This is a genomic window from Actinoplanes sp. NPDC048791 (assembly GCF_040650095.1).
Taxonomy (GTDB): domain Bacteria; phylum Actinomycetota; class Actinomycetes; order Mycobacteriales; family Micromonosporaceae; genus Actinoplanes.
The window spans coordinates 1-3663 of record NZ_JBEZGQ010000843.1; the positions used below are offsets into that span (position 1 = coordinate 1).

5 protein-coding genes are annotated in these 3663 nt (G+C 73.4%); all 5 read right to left on the reverse strand.

The window, feature by feature from the left end; genetic code table 11:
- Positions 1 to 248, reverse strand: a 248-nt coding sequence (locus AB0C29_RS38165; protein ID WP_360831150.1) for a hypothetical protein, incomplete at its 3' end; no start/stop codon positions are given.
- Between the two features lie 27 nt (positions 249 to 275).
- Positions 276 to 1229 (reverse strand): transglycosylase SLT domain-containing protein, encoded by a 954-nt coding sequence (locus AB0C29_RS38170; RefSeq protein ID WP_360831153.1) that lies wholly within the window; start codon positions 1227 to 1229, stop codon positions 276 to 278.
- Entirely contained in the window at positions 1226 to 1900 is a 675-nt protein-coding gene (locus tag AB0C29_RS38175) for a hypothetical protein (RefSeq protein WP_360831156.1), read from the reverse strand. The genes AB0C29_RS38170 and AB0C29_RS38175 overlap by 4 nt, the downstream gene beginning before the upstream one ends.
- Positions 1901 to 1989: 89 nt before the next feature.
- Positions 1990 to 3297: a FliI/YscN family ATPase gene (locus AB0C29_RS38180; RefSeq protein ID WP_360831160.1), complete on the reverse strand. Its 1308-nt coding sequence runs from the start codon at positions 3295 to 3297 to the stop codon at positions 1990 to 1992.
- Between the two features lie 13 nt (positions 3298 to 3310).
- Positions 3311 to 3663, reverse strand: a 353-nt coding sequence (locus tag AB0C29_RS38185; protein WP_360831163.1) for a FliH/SctL family protein, incomplete at its 5' end; no start/stop codon positions are given.

Below are 3663 nucleotides of genomic sequence, written 5' to 3' on the forward strand. Positions count from 1 at the left end.
GCAGCGGAACGGTGCAACGCGGCCTGGTCCTGCGCCCGCTGCTGCGCCGTCCGGCTCTGCGCCGCCTGGCTCGCCTGGTGTTGCCGCTGCCGGTCCGCGCGGTGCTGGGCCTGGTCCGCCGAGGCCCGGTCCAGCTCGGCCGAGAGCGCCGAACCGAAGGCGTCCGCGCCTTCACCCGCTCGGGGGCCCGTACGGCGCCCGGCGTCGGTCGTCGGTTTGCGGTCCGGCCCGGTGACGGAGCTCGTCATGCGGCGGTTCCCCTCTGAGTACGGCGCTCAGCCGAGCGCGGCCAGCGCCTTCTGGACCTTGGGCACGTACGCCTGGGTCTCCGCGAACGGCGGGATGCCCCCGTACTTGTGCACGTTGCCGCCGCCGGCGTTGTACGCGGCCAGCGCCAGCGGCAGCGACTTGAACTCCTTGAGGTGGCTGGAGAGCAGCTTCGCGGCACCGTTGATGGCCTGCTGCGGGTCGAACGAGTTGTCGACGCCGAGGCCGCGTGCGGTGGCCGGCATGAGCTGCATCAGGCCCTGCGCGCCGGCCTTGCTGACGGCCTTCGGGTTGTAGCCGGACTCGACCTTGGCCACGGCGGCCAGCAGCTTCGGCGAGACGTCGTACTTCGCGCCCGCCTTGAGGAACATGTCCGCGTACGGGACGCCGGCCAGTGAGGTGGAGTTCTGCAGGCTGGCCGGGCGTACGGCCGCCGCGGCCCCGGCGCCGGTGGCGGCGCGGGCGGCGAGGTCGGTGCCGACGACCCGGCGGATGTGGGTGGGTGTCTCGTAGACCGACTGGATCTTGACGTGGTCGCCGGGCTTGGGCGCCGCGATCATCTTGTTGTCGCCCAGGTAGATGGCGACGTGGTCGACCGGCTTGTCGAAGGCCAGGATGTCGCCGGGCTTCGCGTCGCGCATGCTGTCGACCTTGGTGCCGGCCCGCGCCTGCTCGGCCGAGGTGCGCGGCAGGTCGATGCCGAGGTCCTTGTACGCCTTCTGCACCAGGGCCGAGCAGTCCAGTCCCTTGGCGGCGTTCGTGCTGCCGAAGACGTACGGCGTGCCGAGGTACTTCTTCGCGGCGTCGACCACGGCCTGCCCGGTGACACCGGTGGTGCCCGTGGTTCCGGTGGCCTTGGTGAGGGCGTTGGCGAAGGCGGCGTCCGGCGCGGCCGGTGGGGCGATCCCGAGCTGGGACTTGAGCTCGGAGATGCGGGACATGACTCCCTGGACACCAATCATGCGCGGCTCCCGTCGTCGGCGTAACCCTCGTCGGTGAGTTCGGCGGCTTCGTCGTCGCGCTTAGCGGCAAGCGAAAGTGTGGCCCGGGCGGCGTCGATCGCCTGCCGGGCGTTCGCCAGGTCGACGGCGGGCCGCCGGGCGGCCACCGAGTTCGCGGTCTCCCGGGCGGCGTCCTCCCGGTCGGCGGCGGTGCCGTTGCCGTGGCGCAGGGTGTTGGCCCGTTCCTCGCTGGTCGCGTCGATGCCCCGGGCCGCGTTGCGGGCCTTGGCCGTCACGGCCATCTCGTCGATGGCCAGCTGCTCGGTCCGCAGATCATGGGCCTTGACCGCCTCGGCGTGCCGTTCGGCCATCGACTCCACCGCCCGGCGCCGCTTGGCCGCGTCGGCCAGCTCGGCCTGCTTCTCCCGGGCCAGGTCCTCGGCGTCGGCGACCATCCGGTGCGCGCCGGACAGGGTGGCGGCCATCGACTGGCGGGCCACCATCGAGGCGACCATGGCCCGGGCGGTGCCCTCGGTCGGCGCGTCCGCGCCGGCCAGGTCGAGTTGACGGCGCTTGACCAGCGCCTGGGCGTCGCGGATCTCCTGGCGGGACTGGATGACAGCGCCCTTGGCGGCGTCCTCCTGAGCCTTGCGGGCCCGCAGAACGGGTCCGAGCCGGAACAGGCGATTCACGAGACCTCCCGATGCGTCGAGGCGACTCCCTCACTATTGGTTCGGCCCGGGCCCGGACCGGCTGAGCGCCTGCACCCGAGCTGCACCCGTCAGGAGGCGGCGATGAGCTGCCGGAGCGCCTGCCACGACTCGGCCGCGCCGGCCTTCTCGTCCAGGCCCTGGCGCAGGAAGGCGGTGATCTGCGGCCAGATCGCGGTGGCCCGGTCGGCGTCCGGGTTGGTGCCCGGCACGTACGCGCCGATCTCGACCAGCTCGCGGACGTCGCGGTGGGCGGCCATCAGCCGGCGCAGCTCCGCGGCGTCGCTCTTCTGCTCCGGAGTGGTGATCCGGTTGGCCACCCGGGAGATCGAGTCGAGCGCCTGGATGCTCGGGAAGTGCCCGGCCGTGGCCAGCTTGCGGTCGAGCACGATGTGCCCGTCCAGGATCGAGCGGGCCGCGTCGGCGATCGGCTCGTTGTGGTCGTCGCCCTCGACCAGCACCGTGTAGAGGCCGGTGATGCTGCCCCGGGCGCCGGGCCCGGCCCGTTCCAGCAGCGAGGCGAGCATCGCGAAGACCGACGGCGGGTAACCGCGGGTGGCCGGCGGCTCGCCGACGGACAGGCCGACCTCGCGCTGGGCCATCGCCGCGCGGGTCACGCTGTCCATCATCATCAGCACGTCGCCGCCCTCGTCACGGAAGTACTCGGCGATCCGGGTGGCGACCGAGCCGGCCCGCAGCCGGACCAGCGGCGGCGTGTCCGAGGTGGCGATCACCACCACCGAACGGGCCAGGCCCTCGGGGCCGAGGTCGTGCTCGATGAACTCGCGGACCTCCCGGCCCCGCTCGCCGACCAGCGCCACGACGTTCAGCTCGGCCGTGGTGCCCCGGGTGATCATGGACATCAGCGTGCTCTTGCCGACGCCCGAACCGGCGAAGATGCCGATGCGCTGGCCGCGGCCGCAGGGCACGAGCGTGTCGAGCACCCGTACGCCCAGCGGCATCGGCGCGTCGACCAGCTGGCGTTCCATCGCCGAGGGCGGGGCGGCCTCGATGCTGACCATCTCGCCCTTCAGCGGCGGGCCGCCGTCCATCGGGCGGCCCAGGCCGTCCAGGATGCGGCCGCGCAGATCCGGGCCGACCGCGACGCGCAGCGGACCGCCGGTGGAGACCACCGGGCTGCCGGTGCTCATGCCCGCGATCGGGCCCAGCGGCAGGCAGGAGAGGCGTTCACCGTCGATCGCGGCGACCTCGGCCAGCACGGCCTCGGCACCCTCGCCGATCTGCAGCAGTTCGCCGACCCGGGCCTCCAGCCCGCTGACGGTCACCCGCAGGCCGACCGCGCCGGTGACCTTGCCGCGGCTCAGCGGCTGGGCGGCGGTCAGGGCGGCGTTGATGCGATTGCGGAAGACGTCGGTCACCGGTCGGGGCCTCTCACAGTCTCAGCGCGGCCCGCGCTCTCGCCACGGCGGCGGCGATGGAGGCGTCGACGGTCGTGGTGCCGGTCTCGGCCACCGCGTCGCCGGGGTGCAGCGCCGGTTCGGGCCGCAGATGCACCGGCCGGCCCTCGTAGTTGTAGTCGGCGTCGGTTGCCGTACCGACCAGATTGCGGAAATCGTCGGGATGCAGGCTCACCACGATGTCGCCCTGCTCGGGCGCGGCGTTCATGGCCCGTCGCAGCGCGGCCGCGGCCCGGCCCTCCGGGTCGTCCATGGCCCGGCCGACGATGGCCTCGGCCAGCTCGAACGCGTGCGCCAGCACCGCCCCCTGCACGAGTTGCAGGAGGC

Coding starts and splice junctions, on each gene's coding strand:
- AB0C29_RS38170 (WP_360831153.1), bottom strand. CDS start 1,229: ATGATTGGTGTCCAGGGAGTCATGTCCCGCATCTCCGAGCTCAAGTCC.